1 protein-coding gene is annotated in these 840 nt (G+C 45.7%); it reads left to right on the top strand.

Annotated features, from left to right (window positions below):
• Positions 1-686: tRNA (adenosine(37)-N6)-threonylcarbamoyltransferase complex transferase subunit TsaD (locus A3735_RS04665; RefSeq protein WP_156499401.1), on the top strand; the 686-nt coding region annotated here is incomplete at its 5' end.
• Positions 687-840: the final 154 nt, after the last annotated feature.

Below are 840 nucleotides of genomic sequence, written 5' to 3'. Positions count from 1 at the left end.
CGATGCTAGAAGATAGTCCACCGGAATTCCCCTTTATTGGTTTACTTGTATCGGGTGGCCATACTCAATTGGTTTCAGTGCAGTCTATTGGTGAATATGAAATTCTGGGTGAGTCATTAGATGATGCGGCAGGTGAAGCCTTTGATAAAGCGGCGAAAATGTTAGGGCTCGATTACCCGGGAGGTCCCCGAATTGCGAAACTGGCTGAATATGCCCGAACAGAGCTTGGTGGAACACCTTATCGATTTCCCCGTCCAATGACAGATCGGCCAGGACTGGATTTTAGTTTTAGTGGCCTGAAAACTTTTACCTTGAACACGGTAAATGATGTCCGTGCTAAGAAAGAGTTGGATAAAGATGATCAGGCAAGGATCGCGCTAGCATTTGAAGAGGCAGTTGTTGATACGCTTAGAATTAAATGTAAACGAGCCCTTGAACAAACAGGGATGAAAACGCTCGTTATTGCAGGCGGTGTGAGTGCCAATACGCATCTCCGACAGACTCTGGAGCCAATGGTAAAAAAACTGGGTGCCAGGGTTTCTTATGCTCGTCCGGAGTTTTGTACGGATAATGGTGCAATGATCGCTTATGCCGGCTATCAGCGCTTGCAGGCAGGCCAGGGCTCAAATCATGAGTTTGCAGTACAAGCACGTTGGCCACTAGATACGCTGCCTGCACTAGGCTAGATTTTAATCCTGACAATAGGTTAATTTGATGGCTCAAGATTACTCTGAGGTATTAATTGAAAAGCTCGAAATTGACGCCTCAATAGGTGTGTTCGAATGGGAAAAGCAGATCAAGCAAACATTGTTGTTTGACCTTGCTCTAGTGTGTGACTTT

The sequence above is a fragment of the Oleiphilus sp. HI0061 genome (assembly GCF_001635675.1).
This window is presented reverse-complemented; position numbering and strand designations above follow the sequence as displayed.